We start from the raw sequence: 13,084 nt of genomic DNA, 5'->3' as shown, positions 1-13,084 counted from the left end.
CGTTCGGCGTAGGGGATGGTGTCGATGCTGCGTAGCCTGGCCGAGGTCGTGGGATCGAAGCACGTGGTGACCGACCCCGACGTGCTGGACGGCCGTAGCGTCGACCACACCGGCCGCTATCGGGGTCGGGCCAGCGTGCTGGTGCGGCCCGGGTCCCCCGAGGAAGTGGCCGGGGTGCTGCGGGTGTGCCGGGACGCCGGGGCGCACGTGACGGTGCAGGGCGGCCGCACCTCGCTGGTGGCCGGCACCGTACCCGAACACGACGACGTGCTGCTGTCCACCGAGCGGCTGCACGCCCTCGACGAGGTCGACACCGTGGAGCGCCGCGTGCGGGCCGGCGCCGGCACCGCCCTCGCGGCGGTGCAACGCGCGGCGGCCGGGGCGCGGCTGCTGTTCGGGGTGGACCTGGCCGCACGGGACACCGCGACCGTCGGGGGGATGGCGTCGACGAACGCCGGCGGCCTGCGCACCGTCCGCTACGGCAACATGGGCGAACAGGTGCTCGGCTTGCAGGTCGCGCTGCCCGACGGGTCGCTGCTGTCCCGGCACAGCAGCGTGCGCCGGGACAACACCGGCTACGACCTGCCGTCGCTGTTCGTCGGCGCCGAGGGCACCCTGGGCGTCATCACCGCGCTGGAGCTGCGGCTGCACCCGATTCCGGCGCGGCGGGTCACGGCGATCTGCGGTTTCGATGAGCTGGACGCGCTGGTGGACGCCGGCCGGACGTTCCGGGATACCGACGGCATCGCGGCGCTCGAGCTGATCGACGGCCGGGCCGCCGCGCTGACCCGCGAGCACCTGGGGATTGGTTCACCGGTCGAGGGCGACTGGCTGCTGCTGGTGGAGCTGGCCGCCGATCACGACCAGACCGACCGGCTCGCCGACCTGCTCGACGGCGCGCGCACCCGCTCGGAACCCGCGGTCGGGGTGGATGTTGTTGCGCAACAACGGTTGTGGCAGGTTCGCGAGGCGCTCGCCGACGTGCTCGGCGTGTACGGGCCGCCGCTGAAGTTCGACGTCTCCCTGCCGCTGTCGTCGGTCGGCGAATTCGCCCGGGCCGCAGTCGATTTGGTCGGGGCACACGCACCCGAGGCGCTGCCCGTGCTGTTCGGCCACATCGGCGAGGGCAACCTGCACCTCAACGTGCTGCGCTGCCCCGTCGAGCGCGAGCGGGCGCTGTACGAGCCGATGATGGAACTCATCGCGCGATCCGGCGGCAACGTCAGCTCCGAACACGGCGTCGGGACCCGCAAGCGGCGTTACCTGGGCATGTCGCGGGAGCCGGCGGACATCGCGGCGATGCGGACCATCAAAGCCGCGCTGGACCCGACCGGCTATCTCAACGCGGCGGTGCTGTTCGACTGATCGTTCTTGTGCCGTCTGGCATACGCTGGGCTCCATGGCATCCGGGATCTTCGACACGCCCCTCGTCGGAATCGTCAACAACTTGTTCGGTGGCATGATCGACGCGCCCGTCGTCGGGCGACTGGTACGACACGGGCTGATCAAGATTCGCTACGTCGGCAGGCGTTCGGGCAAGACGATCCAGACCCCGGTGGGGTACCGCCGCTCCGCCGACGGCGTCGTCATCAACGTCATGTCGCCCGACAGCAAGACCTGGTGGCGAAACTTTCTCGGCGAGGGCGGTCCGATTACGCTGCTCAACTTCGATGGCGCGGACCGCACCGGACACGCGATCGCCAGCCGCGACGAGAAGGGCCGCGTCAGGGTTGCGGTGCAGCTCGACTGATCAGGAACTGCCCTTGATGCCCACCGCGTGCCGCAGCTGCGCCAGGAACTGGTCGGCGTCGTCGCTGGGGACGATGTAGTGCGAGATCGCGATACGGATGACGGTCGCCGCCTTCACCGCGGCGTTGGGCCCGGGCAGGTGGCGCTGCAGGCCCTCACGCATCTGCGGGATGACCCCGGAGAACTGGGCGATGGTGTGCTCGGGCTCGACGTCGACCATTCGCACGCCGGAATACGAGTGCTGGTACTCGACGATGAACCGCAGCACGGCGTCGAGCTTGTCGACCCCCTTCAGGCCGGCCGTCGCCCTGACCAGGCCGCTCTCGAAGATCTGCCGCTCGTAGTTCGAAAAGGCGGACAGCAGTTCCTCTTTCGACGCGAACCAGCGGTACAGCGTCGGGCGGGACACCCCGGCCTGGGCGGCGACGTCGGACAGGCTGAGCTTGGTCTTGCCGTTGCGCCCGAGCACCTCGGCGGTGGCGTCCAGGATGCGCTGACGCGTCGAGGTGTCAGGCTCTGTGGTCTGGGCCGGACTGCTCATGTCTGCAACTCTACGAAGTCGTCCGCGGTCATTTCGCCTCCCGGCCGGACTTGGGCGGGCGCGGGCGCACCAGCACCGACTGCTGGATGGCGGCGACCGCGCCCTCTTCGTCGAACAGCGTGCCGATCGTGGTCCCGATGCCGTCTGGGCCGTAGCTGGTCTCGGCGCGAATGCCGATCCACTCACCGTCGGGAACCCGGAACACGTGCACGGCCAGGTCGGTGTTGAGGAACGTCCACCGGGTGATGTCCAGCTTGCTGCCGATGCCGTTGGCGCAGTCGGCCACCGCGAACAGGCGCTCCAGCGGCGTCATGGTCTCGCCGGTGACCAGGTCCACCGTGGGGTGGATCCACGATTCGCCCGGGCCCTCGCTCAGCGGCTCCGTCAGCCACAGCCAGTCGAGGCTGTGCACGTAGTTGCGATCCCATTCCCGGGCTTTGAGGTTGCGGTTGCGGGCCTCGCTGCGCGGTCCGGGCATCGGCGCGGCGGCGTGGGCCACGGCCCGGGTGTCCAGGGTTTGCAGCCGCCATCCGCTGGCGCGCGCCACCGGCCGGGGTTCGCCGTCGGGACCGGGCGCCAGCATCTCGGCGCCGACCAGTTCGATCTGCTTCCCGCCGCGCTGCACCCGCGAGGCGACCCACAGGTCGCCCTCGGCGGGGACCCCGCCCAGCAGGTCGATGACGACGCGGGACAGGCGGGTCTCGTCGCGCTGTTCGCACCGTTCCAGGGCGCGGACCAGCAGCGCCGACACCGGTCCGCCGTGCTGGATCGCGGCCGACCAGGTGCCGCGCGCCAGGTCGGTGGCCCGGAACTTCTCGCCCAACGCGTCCGCGCCGTCGACGAGCTCGTAGTAGGAGTCGGTCATCGTCACCTCTCGTCAGGGCAGGCCGGCGCCGGGCGTGGTCACCGTGACGGCGTCCAGCCGGGACAGGCGCGTGCCGATCAGGCGCTGGGGGTAGGCCTCCGTACTCGACAACAGAAACAGTGTCCGGCGCTCCGGGCCGCCGAGCGCGCAGGCGACGGCGACGCGCTCGCCCATGTCGATGCGGTCGGTCACCGCGCCGCCCTCGACGATCCGCTCGAATTGGTGGGCCAGCGTCATCGAGGCCCACACCGCGCCGTCCGCGTCGAGCGCGATGCCGTCCGGCGGCCCGTCGAGTCCCTCGGCGAACGCGCGGCGGTCGGACAGCCCGCCGTCGGGATCGATACTGAACGCGGTCAGCCGCCGGCCGACCGACTCGGCGACGATCAGGGTCCGGCGGTCCGGGGTGATCACCATGCCGTTGGGGAAGTCGAGGTCCCCGGCGACCACGGTCGCGCTGCCGTCCGGGTCGAGCCGGATGATCACGCCGCCGCTGAATGCCTGAGAGCCGATGTAGGCGCGCCCGGTGTCGTCGATGACCATGTCGCCGAGGTTGGCCGGGGCCAGGTCGGCGAGATCGGCGATGGGGTCGACGGTTTCACCGTCGTAGCGCAACACCGTCCGGTCTTCGGCCGAGACGATCAGCAGCGACCCGTCGGGGCGGAAACCCAGGCCCGACGGGGTGCGCCCGGGCAGCGGCAACGTGGTCAGCGAGCCACCGACGGTCGAGGTGTGCACCGCCTCGCCCAGCATGTCGGAGAACCACAGCAGTCCCTCGAACCAGCGTGGCCCCTCGCCGAAGCAGAAGCCGTTGGCCAGCGGTTCGGGAATCATCCGCGCGCACCCTGTACCGCATTACAAAACACGGCCAAAGTGTCATGCACCGCGGGTGCCGGTGTCAATCTCGCGACTTGGCGAGTTCGCGCGCGACGGCCTCGTGGTAGGCATCGATTCTCGCGGGATTGACCTGCAGAAAAAGTTGATCCGGCAGCGGAGCGTCCTTGAACGCTTCGATCGTCATGGTCCGGGAAAACAGCGTGATGTCCTGTCCCGGCCTGGTGAACCGGTACGCCACCGTGATCCGGCCCGCCATTCCACCTTCCCCGTCCCGGGCGTGGCCCAGCCGCCCGATCGAGGTGAACACGAAGAGCGTCGGGCGCACGGCGGCCGCCAATTGCCACGTGAAGACCCGGTCCCCGTCGGGCCCCGCCTCCTCCCAGGTGTCGCCGACCCGCAGCGGCAGTTCCGGCAGCTTGCCGATGTGCGCGCTGCCGGGGTAGGTCTTCGTCCAGTTCTGCGGGTTGGTGACGAAGTCGTAGACGGTCTCGGCGGACTGGGTGAATGCGGTCTCCGAAGTGCTGGTCACGATGCCCAATTATGTTGCCTCCATGTATTTTCCGTCGTTCGACCGATGTGCCGGCCCGCGGCCTTGTTAGCCAAGCTTTACAAATCCTACTCAAAGTGTCACGCTGAGCCGAAAGCTGCTAGCGCGAGAGGCGGAGTGGGACTTGACCACGGAATCTGAGCAGACTGAGTGGACGGTGCAGGGCCTGCTGGATCTGTTCGACGTGCGGGGCGACGGGCAGGACCGGTTCACCGGTGACACCGGTATCGCCGGCGGCGACGAACGGCAGGTGGTGGAGGGCACGCAGGTGCTTGCCCAGGCGATTGTCGCGGTGGCCAAGCGATTTCCGGACAAGTCGGTGCGCTCGGCGCACGCGGTGTTCTCCCGCGCCGTGACCGTCGGCCCGCCGATCGAGCTCGTGCTCGACGTCGTCGCCGAGGGCCGGTCCACCGCCACCGCCGTGGTCGCCGTGCACCAGAACGGCCGGCGCTGCCTGAGCATCACGGTGCTGGCCGACGTCCCGACGGGCGACGTCATCCGCCACCACCTGCCGCGTCCCGACGTGGCCGGGCCCGCCGCCGCCAACCACTCGCCGATGCCGATGGTCGGCCGCGAACTGCGCCTGGTCGACGTCGTCGACGTCAACAGCCCCGACGAGGTGGGGCCGCCGGAGCTGTACGCGTGGCTGCACTACGACCCGATCCCGGAGCGGGACGATCTGGCCAAGGCGCTCGTCGCGTATTTCACCGGCCACCTGGGCATCTCCACCACGATGCGGGCGCACCCGGGCATCGGCACCGCCCAGGCGCACCTGACGGTGTCCACCGCACCGATGAGCATCTCCGTGGCGTTTCACGAACCGGTGCGCTGGGACGGCTGGCTGCTCTACACCCACGAGAGCACGCAGGTCGGGGCGGGCATGTCGTATGTGCGCGGCACCGTGCATTCCGAGGAGGGCGAGTTGCTCTGCTCGTTTGCCCAGGAGGCGCTGATCCGGCCGCTGCGCACCACTGACACGTCGATCGACGCCCGCGCGCGCTTCTGAGGGCGGTTCGATGCGCTTCACCATCACCCACCCGATGCACAGCCACCCGTACAACCGGGAGCTGGTGAGCGGGGACGGCATCGGAAGGATGGCGGCGGCCGCCGAGGCGGCCGGCATTCACGGGTTCGGCTTCACCGACCACCCGGCGCCCTCGCAGCGGTGGCTGGAAGCCGGCGGTCACGACGCGCTGGATCCCTTCGTCGCACTGGGTTTCGCGGCGGCGACGACGACTGCGCTGCGGCTGATCCCCAACATCGTGGTGTTGCCGTATCGAAACCCGTTCGTGGTGGCCAAGTCCGGTGCCACGCTGGACCTGCTCTCCGGCGGCCGGTTCACGCTCGCGGTGGGTGTCGGCTACCTCAAGCGGGAGTTCGCCGCGCTCGGGGTCGACTACGACGAGCGCGCCGAGCTGTTCGAGGAGGCCCTGCAGGTGATCCGGGCCGTCTGGACCGGCGACGACATCACCTTCGAGGGAAGGCATTTCAGCGCCCGCGGGATCACCGCGCACCCCCGCCCGGTGAGCGATCCGCACCCGCCCATCTGGATCGGCGGCAACACCTCCTCGGCGCGGCAGCGGGTGGCGCAGTACGGCGACGGGTGGTGCCCCTTCCCGGCGCCGCCCCAACTGGCCCAGACGGCGGGCACGGCGGTGATCGACTCGGTGGCGCGTCTCACCGACGGCATCGACGACCTGCGGCGGCGGTGCGACGCCGTCGGCCGGGACTGGTCGGCGATCGACATCACCTTCACCAACTTCGAGGGCGGCAGCCCGGCCGGCGACGACTTCGCCGCCGACGCGTACCTCGACGGCCTGGAGAGGCTGGCCAAACTGGGCGTGACGTGGGTGAGCGTCCACCTCCCGGGTGACAGCATGGCGCACGCGCTCGAGACCCTCGACCGTTTCCGCACGCTCGTGATCGACGCCGCCTGATGGACTTCTCCCGCGTCGAACTCTCCCCCGAGGACCGGGCCTTTCGTGACGAGATCCGGGCGTTCATCGCCAAGATCGTCACCGACGAAGTGCTGCACCGGCAGTTGGAGTTGGGCGAAAACTTCGACGAGCGAGTGCATCTGGCGCTGGGGGAGACCGGCTACCTGGCATCGGATTGGAAGCTGGAGTCCGAGGGCGGCTTCAGCCCGGTTCGCCGGCGCATCTTTCAACTCGAGGTCGCCCGGGCCCATACACCGTGGTATCACTGGGGCACCACGTCCGTCGTCGCCCGGCTGGTGCGGCAATTCGGGGCGCCGGAGCTCGCCGGGGAGGTCATTCCAGGCGTGTTGTCCGGCGAGATCCGGCTGTGCCTGGGCTACACCGAACCCGAAGGTGGCTCCGATGTCGCCACCTGCAAGACCCGCGCGGTGCGCGACGGCGACGGCTGGATCATCAACGGCTCCAAGATGTTCACGTCGAACGCGCAGAACGCAAGGTACGTCTTCCTGCTCACCAACACCGACCCGCAGGGCCGCAAACACAAGAACCTGACCATGTTTTTGGTGCCGCTGGACTCACCCGGGATCGAGATCCAGGGCATCCGCACCGTGGACGGCGACCGCACCAACATCGTCTACTACAGCGACGTCCGCGTCGACGACCGCTACCGCATCGGCGAGGTGAACGGCGGCTGGACGGTGATGCGCGCGGCGCTGGACTCCGAGCACGGCATCGTCGACCCGGAAGACCATGGCCTGCAATACATTGCCGCGATGTCGGCGCACGGTGACCTGATGGCCGAGGTCGTCGACACCGTCGCGGCGGCCGCCGGCCAACCCGGCCCCGACGGCCGGCGGCCAATGGACGACGACTCGGTGAAATACCGGCTCGGGCGCGACGTCGCGCGGATGGAGGCGGCGCTGTCCGCGCCCGGGATGTTCGGACGGGTCGCGATCGCGCAGACGATGCGCGACATCACCCCCGATCTGATGGACATCCTGGGGGCCGCGTCGGCGCTGCCCACCGACACTGCGGATTCGGCCACCGACGGTGCGGCGGAACACCTTTACCGGCTGGCGCTGCCGCTGGGGATCTACGGCGGCACCCTGGAAGTGTTCCGCAACATGATCGCCCAGCACGAGCTCAATCTGGGCCGCCCCGGTTACGGCGGATGACTCCGGCTGCACACCAACGGCTTCCGCGATAGGTTCTCACTCACTACCGGTCGCAGAGAGGTGGGCCCGCCGTGGTTGTTCTCGTGGCCCTGGGTTCGTTCGTCACCACGCTGCTGGGCGGGTACGCGGCGCTGCGCATCGGGTCTTACCGCTACCTGGTGCTCGGGTTGGCCGCCGGACTGATGCTCGGCGCCGTGGCCTTCGACCTCCTCCCGGAGTCGCTGAGCCAGCGGCCGTGGAGCATCTTCGGCGTCCCGGCTCCGCTGGTGGCGTTCCTTCTCGGCTTTCTGGTCCTGCACGTCATCGAACACACCGTGGGCATCCACCGCGGCCACGGAGCGGACGATGCCGTTGATTCCGGCGCTCCCGGCGTCGGAATCCTCGCCGCATTCGGGCTGATCGGACACAGCGTCATGGACGGGTTCGCCATCGGGGCCGCCTTCCAGGCGGGAGCCGCAGCGGGTGCGGTGGTGGCCGTCGCGGTGATCGGCCACGACTTCGCGGACGGCTTCAACACCTACACCATCACCTCGCTGTACGGAAACGACCGGCGGAGGGCGTTGACGCTGCTGGGCGCCGACGCCGTCGCGCCCGTGGCCGGTGCGGCTCTCACGCTGGCCGTGACGATTCCCCATCGCGTCCTCGAGCTGTATCTGGGGTTCTTCGCCGGTTTTCTGATGTATCTGGCGGGCGCCGACATCCTGCCGAGGGCACACGCCGGCCACCGGACCCCGGTGACCCTGGCATGCACCATCGGCGGGGTCCTGTTCATGCTGGCGATCGTCGGGCTGGCGAATTAGGCGCCGGTGTGCGGCAGTTCGGCCACCACGTCGGCGCGGGCAAGGTCGAAGCTCAGAAATCCCTTGATGGGCAGGCTTTCCGGTGGGGGATCCGCATAGCTCCACGCGACGTCGTCGACCACGCGGCCGCCCACGTCGGCCGACCAGTAGGTGGCGAAGCCCTTGTAGTTGCAGTAGGTCAACGTGTCCGAGCGGTGCAGCAGGTCGGTGCGCACGTGGGCGGGATCGACGTAAAGTCTTGGTTCGAGCGAGGTTTCGAACAGGATCACGGTGTCGTCGGTGTCCACCAGCATGGTGCCGGCGACGGAGGCGTGCAGGCGGCGACGCGTCGGGCGGCAGTCGACGCGGTGGTAGGGGTTGGGCGGGTAGTGGACGAGTTCGCGCCCCTCCTCCAGCCACGTGTCCACGGCGTCCCAGGGCACGTGCACGAAGCCCGGCGCCTCCGGCTCGGGTTCGGTGGGCAGGTCGCCGACCTCGTCGGCGCGGAAGGCGTAGCTGAGCGGGCGGCCCCGGCGGTGCACCAGCAGCGCCCGCTCGGTGTCGATCACCAGGCGGCCGTCCCGGAGCGCCTGCACGCGGCGCGGGTGCGGCTCGATGAAGACGACGTCGCCGGGGATCGCCGGCGAGAACCGCCCGGCCGGATGACTGCTGAGCGGACCGCGTCCGGCAACCAGGCTCATGGTGTCCTCTCCTTCGGCGCATACCCCACCGAATGTCACGCTAGCGTGGCACTCACGGTGCAACGTCACGCTGGCGTGTCCCCCGCAAGCGGGTGGTGACCCAGCTCGAACGGCAGAGAGTGGGAACGCAGCCATGGCGGGACCAATGGAGGGCGTCAAGGTCGTCGAGCTCGGAGTCTGGGTGGCCGGACCGGCCGCCGGTGGCATCCTGGCCGACTGGGGCGCCGACGTCGTCAAGATCGAACCGCCGGGCGGTGACCCCGGGCGCCTGTTCGGCCGGATGCTGGGTTGCGACCTCGGCGTCAACCCGCCGTTCGAAATGGACAACCGCTCCAAGCGCAGCATCGTGCTGGACCTCGCGGACGCGTCCGGTCGCGACACCGCGTTCGAATTGCTCGCCGACGCGGACGTTTTCATCACCAACGTGCGGCCCGGCGCGCTGCGCCGCCTGGGGTTCGACTTCGAATCGGTATCGGCGCGCAACCCCCGGCTGGTCTACGGCCTGATCACCGGCTACGGCGAAACCGGGCCCGACGCCGACCGGGCGGCCTACGACGTCGCCGCCTTCTGGTCGCGCGCCGGGGTGGCGCACCTGCTCACCCGGCCCGGCGCCACCCCGCCGTTTCAGCGCGGCGGCATGGGCGACCATTCGGCCGGCATGACGCTGGCCGCGGCCGTCTGCGCGGCGCTGGTGGCCCGTCACCGCACCGGGACCGGCCAGCTGGTCACCACCTCGCTGTACCGGCAGGGCGCCTACACCGTGAGCTTCGACCTGAACACCTACCTGCTGACCGGCCAGCCGATCGCGATCGGGCAGCGCGAATCCATGGGCAACCCGTGCATGAACAACTACGCCACCGCCGACGGGCGGCGGTTTTGGATCGTCGGGCTCGAGGGCGACCGGCACTGGCCCCCGCTGTGTCGCGCCGTGGGGCATCCGGAGTGGCTGGACGACCCGCGGTTCGCCGACGCCTACGCGCGCTTCGTCAACGCGGCGGAGTTGATCCGGGAGTTGGACGCGGTCTTCGCCACCCGGACCCTGGACGAGTGGGCCGAGATTTTCGCCACCGAGCCGGACTTCTTCTGGTCGCCGGTGAACAGCCTCGAGGACGTCGTCGCCGATGAGCAGTTCCACGCCGCGGGCGGCATCGTCGACGTGCCGGACGGGGAGGCCGGCATCGCGATGGTCGCCACGCCGGCGGATTTCCACGGCACGCCCTGGTCGCCGCGTTCGCCGGCACCGCAACTCGGGCAGCACACCGACGAAATCCTCGCCGAAGTGAAGGCGCGCCGCGGCTCGTGACCACCGGCCGGACCTTTACAAATTTTCTCTCAAGTGTCACGCTGTCCGGTGGGTCGCCTCAGGCGGCTCCAGCCCAGGACAAGCGTTGCGGCAAACGCCGATGCACGAATTCGGTGCGGCGGAGGAACGGATTGAATGGTCACGTCAACGTTCGACATCAGGAACGGCGGCCGGGTCGACGCCACCCGGGCACGCGGTACGGACCGGGAATGCCTGCGGTATCGGCTCGACGTCGTCGCCGCGAGCGCCCTCGACGTCGTCCAATCGGCCGGCGGGTGGCTCTATGACCGGGCGATGGCCGGCTGGCAGGTGACGGTGTTGCTCCCGCGCGGCGGCGACACCCGACCGCTGCGGATCCTCGGGGTGCAGGCGCTGGACCTGGAGGAGCGTTTCGCCGCGGCGGGCCCCGGCCCGGCGTGCGAGAGCCTGGCGGTCAGCGCCGAGGCGTTCACCGCGGACGCGCGCGTGCGCGACCGGGTGCTCGCTTCGCTGGACGACCGGCTGACCGAAGTCGCGTTGTGGGGCCGGGCGCCGTCCGGCTGGCCGTTACGGGTGGATCGCGGGACGGCCCTGGCGCAGTACGCGCTCAGCGCGGCCGCGCGCAGGTTCAAGGGACATGCGCTGGCTGCTGCCGGGAGCGATTGCCCCGCAGTCTATTCCACCGAGACGTTGCTGTGGGATTTGGCGACCTGCGGCCGGGGCGACTCTGGGCTGGTCCGGCTCGACCGATGAAGAAGTACTACCGCCACACCCTGCTCTACCTGCACGAGACCATCGCGCTGGGGTCCGGGCGCAGCGACGACTTCACCGAGGTGTTCTCCGCCACCTACCGGCCGATGATGGACGAGCTCGGCGCGCGGCTCTTCGCCATCTGGGAGACCACGCCCTACAACGGTCACTGGCCGCAGGTGACGATCATCTGGGAGATCGACGGATTCGCCGACTACGCGCGGATCGGCGCAGCCCAGGCCCGGGGTGGCAGCCACGAGGCCGCGGCAGGCAAGTGGTCGGCCTTTCTGGCCGATGTCGGCGCCGCGGGCGAGGGCCGGATCATGTACCCCGGACCCAGCAACAAGACGCTCGCCCAGCTGCGCGACGCCAATATCACTGCGCCGCTGGTGATCCAGGAGATCATGCAGACCAAGCCGGGCCGTCAGGACGACTACATCCGCGAACTGGAGCGCCTCTACGTCCCGTGGTCGGAACGTACCGGCAAACGTTGGCTGGGCTCGTTCACCACGACCTTCCGCTACAACGAGGTCATCCACTACTGGGCGCTGGACGGCGGCTGGGAGTGCTTCGCCAACCACTACCCCTCCTGGAAAGACAGCCCACCCGCCGAGATCGTCACCTGGATGAGCGTGGCGCCCGCGCTACGCGACGGCTGGGAGGACTCGATCCTGCAAGCCCTACCGCCGTCCCCGCTGCAGTGATGAATCAGCCGGGCTTCGCCTACGATCCGTTCGACGCACAGGTGATGGCGAATCCGCTGCCGTACTACCGGATCCTGCGCGACCACCATCCCCTCTACTACATGCCGCAATGGGACACCTTCGCGCTGTCCCGCTTCGAGGACATCTGGGAGGTGCTGGAAGTCAACGACGGGACATTCGTCGCGTCGGAAGGGACACTGCCGGCGGCGTCGGTGCTGGCCAAGCACAACACCGGACCGGTGGGCGATCCGCCGCTGCACCCGCTGCCGTTCCACGCGGTGTTCGACACGGACCTCTACGCGGACATCCGGCGCGCGCACTCCCAGCCGCTGCGCCCCCGGTCGGTCACCGGGTGGGAGGCCAGAATTCGCCGGCTGGCCAACGAACGGCTCGACGAGCTGCTGCCACGGGGCTCGTTCGACCTGACCCAGGAGTACGGCGGCGTCGTCGTGGCGACCGTCGTGTGCGAATTGCTCGGAATCTCCACCGATCTCGCACCGCAGGTGTTGGCCGCGGTCAACGCCGGCAGCCTCGCCGAGCCCGGCGTGGGGGTGGACACCGCCGAGGCGCGGCCCAACTATTTCGAGTACCTGTTGCCGGCGGTCCGGCACCGCCGGGCCGACCAGTCCGGGGGTTCGCTCGCCGTCGTCGACGGCCTGCTCGGCTACCGCCTGCCCGACGGCAGCCCGCTCGACGACGTCGAAGTGGCCACCCAGATGCTCTGCATCTTCATCGGCGGCACCGAGACGGTGCCGAAGATCGTCGCCCATGGGCTGTGGGAATTGGGCCAGCGGCCCGACCAGCTGGCCGCGGTGCGCGCCGACCCGGAAAGCGCCGTGCCCGTCGCGCGTGAGGAGATGATCCGGTACTGCGCGCCGGCGCAATGGTTCGCCCGAACGGCGCGGAAGCCCTTCACCATTCACGGCCAGACCATCCGGCCCGGCCAGCGTGTCATCACCCTGCTCGCCTCGGCCAACCGCGACGAACGGGAATACCCCGAACCCGACGAATTCATCTGGGACAGGCCCATCCGTCGCTCGCTGGCCTTCGGCCGCGGGCAGCACTTCTGCATCGGCTACCACCTCGCCCGGCTGGAAGTCGCTGTGCTGCTGACCGAATGGCTGCGCCGGGTGCCCGACTACGCGATCCGGGCCGAAGGCGCCCGGCGGCTGCCCTCCAGCTTCCAATGGGGATGGAACAACATCCCGGTGGAGGTCTGA

The 13,084-nt window shown here is 69.6% G+C and carries 15 protein-coding genes; 10 read left to right on the top strand and 5 right to left on the bottom strand.

All coding sequences use genetic code 11. The features are described 5' to 3' along the window. Positions 1–24: 24 nt before the first annotated feature. Positions 25–1,365, top strand: a complete 1,341-nt coding sequence (locus BST44_RS05970; protein ID WP_083175859.1) for an FAD-binding oxidoreductase — start codon at positions 25–27, stop codon at positions 1,363–1,365. 34 nt (positions 1,366–1,399) lie between these two features. Beyond that, on the top strand, positions 1,400–1,750 hold the full coding sequence (locus tag BST44_RS05965; RefSeq protein WP_083175680.1) for a hypothetical protein: 351 nt from the start codon (positions 1,400–1,402) through the stop codon (positions 1,748–1,750). Here BST44_RS05965 and BST44_RS05960 read toward each other — a convergent pair whose 3' ends face one another. The 4 genes from BST44_RS05960 to BST44_RS05945 all read right to left on the bottom strand — a co-directional run bounded on the left by BST44_RS05960 (position 1,751) and on the right by BST44_RS05945 (position 4,527). Beyond that, positions 1,751–2,290, bottom strand: coding sequence for a TetR/AcrR family transcriptional regulator (locus BST44_RS05960; RefSeq protein WP_083175678.1), 540 nt, complete (start codon positions 2,288–2,290; stop codon positions 1,751–1,753). It lies immediately after the preceding gene. Positions 2,291–2,318: 28 nt separating this feature from the next. After that, positions 2,319–3,155, bottom strand: a complete 837-nt coding sequence (locus BST44_RS05955; RefSeq protein ID WP_083175857.1) for a thioesterase family protein — start codon at positions 3,153–3,155, stop codon at positions 2,319–2,321. Positions 3,156–3,167: 12 nt separating this feature from the next. Continuing rightward, positions 3,168–3,986: an SMP-30/gluconolactonase/LRE family protein gene (locus tag BST44_RS05950; protein WP_083175676.1), complete on the bottom strand. Its 819-nt coding sequence runs from the start codon at positions 3,984–3,986 to the stop codon at positions 3,168–3,170. Positions 3,987–4,050: 64 nt separating this feature from the next. Then, positions 4,051–4,527 carry an SRPBCC family protein gene (locus BST44_RS05945; RefSeq protein WP_083175674.1) on the bottom strand — a complete coding sequence of 159 codons (477 nt, stop codon included), beginning with the start codon at positions 4,525–4,527 and terminating at the stop codon, positions 4,051–4,053. A gap of 133 nt (positions 4,528–4,660) precedes the next feature. Between BST44_RS05945 and BST44_RS05940 the strand changes: the two genes are divergently transcribed. From BST44_RS05940 to BST44_RS05925, 4 genes are all read left to right on the top strand, one after another. After that, positions 4,661–5,542 (top strand): acyl-CoA thioesterase, encoded by an 882-nt coding sequence (locus BST44_RS05940; RefSeq protein WP_083175672.1) that lies wholly within the window; start codon positions 4,661–4,663, stop codon positions 5,540–5,542. A gap of 10 nt (positions 5,543–5,552) precedes the next feature. Beyond that, positions 5,553–6,473 (top strand): LLM class F420-dependent oxidoreductase, encoded by a 921-nt coding sequence (locus BST44_RS05935; protein ID WP_083175670.1) that lies wholly within the window; start codon positions 5,553–5,555, stop codon positions 6,471–6,473. Further along, entirely contained in the window at positions 6,473–7,648 is a 1,176-nt protein-coding gene (locus tag BST44_RS05930; protein ID WP_083175668.1) for an acyl-CoA dehydrogenase family protein, read from the top strand. Before BST44_RS05935 ends, BST44_RS05930 begins: the two co-directional genes overlap by 1 nt. A 71-nt stretch (positions 7,649–7,719) precedes the next feature. Further along, the gene (locus tag BST44_RS05925) at positions 7,720–8,448 is read left to right on the top strand and encodes a ZIP family metal transporter (protein WP_083175666.1); all 729 of its coding nucleotides are present in this window, start codon (positions 7,720–7,722) and stop codon (positions 8,446–8,448) included. Here the strand turns inward: BST44_RS05925 and BST44_RS05920 are convergent. Then, positions 8,445–9,128 (bottom strand): DUF427 domain-containing protein, encoded by a 684-nt coding sequence (locus BST44_RS05920; RefSeq protein WP_083175664.1) that lies wholly within the window; start codon positions 9,126–9,128, stop codon positions 8,445–8,447. The genes BST44_RS05925 and BST44_RS05920 overlap by 4 nt on opposite strands. 133 nt (positions 9,129–9,261) lie before the next feature. Here BST44_RS05920 and BST44_RS05915 point away from each other — a divergent pair, with 133 nt between their 5' ends. The 4 genes from BST44_RS05915 to BST44_RS05900 all read left to right on the top strand — a co-directional run bounded on the left by BST44_RS05915 (position 9,262) and on the right by BST44_RS05900 (position 13,084). Beyond that, on the top strand, positions 9,262–10,431 hold the full coding sequence (locus BST44_RS05915; RefSeq protein ID WP_083175662.1) for a CaiB/BaiF CoA transferase family protein: 1,170 nt from the start codon (positions 9,262–9,264) through the stop codon (positions 10,429–10,431). Positions 10,432–10,566: 135 nt separating this feature from the next. Further along, complete coding sequence (locus BST44_RS05910; protein WP_083175660.1) at positions 10,567–11,163, top strand: hypothetical protein; 597 nt, start codon at positions 10,567–10,569, stop codon at positions 11,161–11,163. Then, a complete protein-coding gene (locus tag BST44_RS05905; RefSeq protein WP_083175658.1) occupies positions 11,160–11,864 on the top strand; it encodes an NIPSNAP family protein in 705 nt (234 codons plus the stop codon). Before BST44_RS05910 ends, BST44_RS05905 begins: the two co-directional genes overlap by 4 nt. After that, positions 11,864–13,084 carry a cytochrome P450 gene (locus BST44_RS05900; RefSeq protein WP_083175657.1) on the top strand — a complete coding sequence of 407 codons (1,221 nt, stop codon included), beginning with the start codon at positions 11,864–11,866 and terminating at the stop codon, positions 13,082–13,084. Before BST44_RS05905 ends, BST44_RS05900 begins: the two co-directional genes overlap by 1 nt.

Source organism: Mycobacterium scrofulaceum, assembly GCF_002086735.1.
Lineage (GTDB): Bacteria > Actinomycetota > Actinomycetes > Mycobacteriales > Mycobacteriaceae > Mycobacterium > Mycobacterium scrofulaceum.
Note: the sequence above shows the minus strand (reverse complement) of the source record. Positions and strands in the feature narration are given on the sequence as shown.

What these genes read in the sequence shown, in the direction of transcription:
- BST44_RS05920 (WP_083175664.1), bottom strand. Translation starts at nt 9,128, where the DNA reads ATGAGCCTGGTTGCCGGACGCGGTCCGCTCAGCAGTCATCCGGCCGGG.
- BST44_RS05950 (WP_083175676.1), bottom strand. Translation starts at nt 3,986, where the DNA reads ATGATTCCCGAACCGCTGGCCAACGGCTTCTGCTTCGGCGAGGGGCCA.
- BST44_RS05905 (WP_083175658.1), top strand. Translation starts at nt 11,160, where the DNA reads ATGAAGAAGTACTACCGCCACACCCTGCTCTACCTGCACGAGACCATC.
- BST44_RS05910 (WP_083175660.1), top strand. Translation starts at nt 10,567, where the DNA reads ATGGTCACGTCAACGTTCGACATCAGGAACGGCGGCCGGGTCGACGCC.
- BST44_RS05960 (WP_083175678.1), bottom strand. Translation starts at nt 2,290, where the DNA reads ATGAGCAGTCCGGCCCAGACCACAGAGCCTGACACCTCGACGCGTCAG.
- BST44_RS05970 (WP_083175859.1), top strand. Translation starts at nt 25, where the DNA reads ATGCTGCGTAGCCTGGCCGAGGTCGTGGGATCGAAGCACGTGGTGACC.
- BST44_RS05935 (WP_083175670.1), top strand. Translation starts at nt 5,553, where the DNA reads ATGCGCTTCACCATCACCCACCCGATGCACAGCCACCCGTACAACCGG.
- BST44_RS05915 (WP_083175662.1), top strand. Translation starts at nt 9,262, where the DNA reads ATGGCGGGACCAATGGAGGGCGTCAAGGTCGTCGAGCTCGGAGTCTGG.
- BST44_RS05955 (WP_083175857.1), bottom strand. Translation starts at nt 3,155, where the DNA reads ATGACCGACTCCTACTACGAGCTCGTCGACGGCGCGGACGCGTTGGGC.
- BST44_RS05930 (WP_083175668.1), top strand. Translation starts at nt 6,473, where the DNA reads ATGGACTTCTCCCGCGTCGAACTCTCCCCCGAGGACCGGGCCTTTCGT.
- BST44_RS05900 (WP_083175657.1), top strand. Translation starts at nt 11,864, where the DNA reads ATGAATCAGCCGGGCTTCGCCTACGATCCGTTCGACGCACAGGTGATG.
- BST44_RS05965 (WP_083175680.1), top strand. Translation starts at nt 1,400, where the DNA reads ATGGCATCCGGGATCTTCGACACGCCCCTCGTCGGAATCGTCAACAAC.